The following is a 2677-nucleotide window of genomic DNA, read 5'->3' as shown; positions in this document are numbered from 1 at the left end:
GGCAGCGGCCGGCCCCTCGGCGGCGAGCTCGACCGAGTCGAGCACGACCACCCGCGGGGTGCGGGCCCTGACCACCTCGCGCGGAGCGACCAGGGCCGCAGCCCATCCCGTGGCGACCCACCGGTGCGCGGCGACCGACCTGCCGTGGCCCCCCACGAGGAGCGCGGCACCGCTCTGCGCGGACCGCATCGCGAGGACCTCGCGCGCATGGGGGTAGGGAGCCCGTGGTTCCGCGTGCAGCGGATCGGCGTCGTCCCAGCACACGAGGAGTCCTGGCCGGTGGAGCGGGGCGAAGGCCGCTGCCCTCGTCCCGACGACGACATCCGCCTCACCGCGCGACACGGCGAGGAACGCCCGGTACCTGGCCGCGGGCCCGTCGTCGGCGACGAGACGGACGAGCCCGCCCCGCGAACCGGGACGCCACGCGGGGATGCCTGCCTCGACCGACGCCGCCGTGAGGACCTCGACCTCGGCAGCGGACGGCACGACCAGCACGCTCCCCCGGCCCCCCGCACGGCAGGCGAGCACCGCCTGCGCCACGAGTGCCGGCCAGGCGTCCTCGCCGCGGCCGGGAAGCGCCTGCCACACCGCACGGGGACCTTCCCCCGCCGACAGGTGCCGGCAGAACGCCGCTCCCCCGGGGTAGGCCGACCACCCGCCCGCCGCGGTCCCGACGACGCCCGCCGGGGCGGCGGCGGAGAGTGACGTCGCGGCGGGGAATGCCGTCGCGCGCTCCTCCCCCGGTTCCTCATCCGCTGTCTCCTGCTCGACGCGGGCGTGCCTGGGCGGGATCGCGAGCCGCAGCACGTCGCCGATCGAGCCGACGTACCGGTCGGCGACGGCGCGGGCCAGCTGGTGGATCTCGGGGAGCAGCACCGGCTCGGGCGAGACGACCCGGCGCAGCGGGGCGAGGTCACCCTCGTGCTCGGCACGGGCCAGCCGTTCGACGAGGAAGCCGTCGACGTCCTGCCCGCCGAAGCGCACCTTGACCCGGACCCCTGGCCGGGCGGCCGCCGACATCGACTGCGGGACGGCGTACTCGAAGGGGCGGTCGAGGTGGGGTTGGGGGCGGTCCACGATGACGCGGGCGACCGGGAGCTCCCCGGCCACCGGCTCAGGACCCTTGGTGCGGCGCACCCGGGGCCCGGGCACCCCGGTCAGGGTCAGCTGTTCGGGATCCACGGCGCCATCCCACCACGAGCGACCGTCATCTGACGGCCGTCCCCCGACCCGAGTCCACCGGAGCGAGAACTGTGCGGGTCGGGCCCGCGACGGTCAGGACAGCGCCGAGTGCAGGTCGAGCACCCGGTCCGTGCGCTCCCAGGTGAAGTCGGAGAGCTCGCGCCCGAAGTGCCCGTAGGCGGCGGTGCGCGCGTAGATCGGCCGGAGGAGGTCGAGGTCCCGCACGATCGCGCCGGGCCGCAGGTCGAAGACTTCACGGATGGCACGGGTCAGCGCGGCGACGGGCACCGTCTCGGTGCCGAAGGTCTCGACGTATAGGCCGACGGGGTGCGAGGCACCGATCGCGTAGGCGACCTGGACCTCGCAGCGGCGCGCGAGACCCGCCGCGACGACGTTCTTCGCCACCCACCGCATGGCGTAGGCGGCCGACCGGTCGACCTTCGAGGGGTCCTTGCCGGAGAACGCACCGCCGCCGTGACGAGCCATGCCTCCGTAGGTGTCGACGATGATCTTGCGCCCGGTCAGCCCGGCGTCACCCTGCGGGCCCCCGATGACGAAGGTGCCCGTCGGGTTGACCAGCAGCCGGTGACCGGTCGCGTCCAGGCCGAGCTCCTCGAGCACGGGGGCGACGACCTGCTCGGCGATGTCGGGGCCCAGCGTCTCGGCCAGCAGCACGCCCGGGTCGTGCTGCGTGGACACGACGACGGTGTCGACGTGCACGGGCCGGTCGCCGTCGTACCCGATCGTCACCTGGGTCTTGCCGTCGGGGCGCAGGTAGTCGAGGTTGCCCTCCTTGCGCACCAGGGCGAGGCGCTCGGCCAGCCGGTGGGCCACCCAGATGGGCAGCGGCATCAGGGAGGGCGTCTCGTCGGTCGCGTAGCCGAACATCAGTCCCTGGTCGCCGGCGCCCTGCGCGTCGATCGGGTCGTGGTCGGCGGCGTCGTCCTGCCGCACCTCCCACGCCTTGTCGACCCCGGCGGCGATGTCGGGAGACTGCTGGCCGATCGACACCGAGACACCGCAGGACCGCGCGTCGAAGCCGATCGTCGAGGAGGTGTAGCCGATCCGCGTCAGGGTGTCCCGGACCACCTGCGGGATCTCCACGTACGCCTCGGTGGACACCTCGCCCGCGACGTGCACGAGCCCCGTCGTGACCATCGTCTCCACGGCGACGCGCGCATGCGGGTCCTGCGCGAGCATCGCGTCGAGGATCCCGTCCGAGATCTGGTCGCAGACCTTGTCGGGGTGGCCCTCCGTGACGGACTCGGAGGTGAAGAGTCGCAGAGCAGCAGTCATGCCGCGAGCCTAGTCGAGCCCGCCGCCGCCGACGGTCGGGCCGGGCTCCGTGAGACGGGCTGCGAGGATGCCCGCTGCCGCGGCGGCGAGGGCGGCCGCCACCTCGTCCTTGCTGCCCTGGGCAGCGCCGAGGATCTCCCCGCGGTGGTCGAGGAAGGTCACGGTGGTTCCCACGTCCCCGAACCCGGTCGACTCCCCG

2 protein-coding genes and 1 pseudogene are annotated in these 2677 nt (G+C 74.4%); all 3 read right to left on the bottom strand.

What is annotated here, in order from left to right; translation table 11 throughout:
• Nucleotides 1-1182 (bottom strand): annotated as a pseudogene (locus ABWK99_RS15535) (primosomal protein N'); the annotation flags it as partial.
• A gap of 93 nt (nt 1183-1275) precedes the next feature.
• Nucleotides 1276-2478 carry a methionine adenosyltransferase gene (metK, locus tag ABWK99_RS15530; RefSeq protein ID WP_372595592.1) on the bottom strand — a complete coding sequence of 401 codons (1203 nt, stop codon included), beginning with the start codon at nt 2476-2478 and terminating at the stop codon, nt 1276-1278.
• 9 nt (nt 2479-2487) lie between these two features.
• A partial coding sequence (locus tag ABWK99_RS15525) for a hypothetical protein (RefSeq protein ID WP_372595591.1) occupies nt 2488-2677 on the bottom strand: 190 nt, incomplete at its 5' end.

Origin of the sequence: Actinotalea sp. (genome assembly GCF_041597215.1) — a bacterium.
GTDB lineage: Bacteria > Actinomycetota > Actinomycetes > Actinomycetales > Cellulomonadaceae > Actinotalea.
This window is presented reverse-complemented; position numbering and strand designations above follow the sequence as displayed.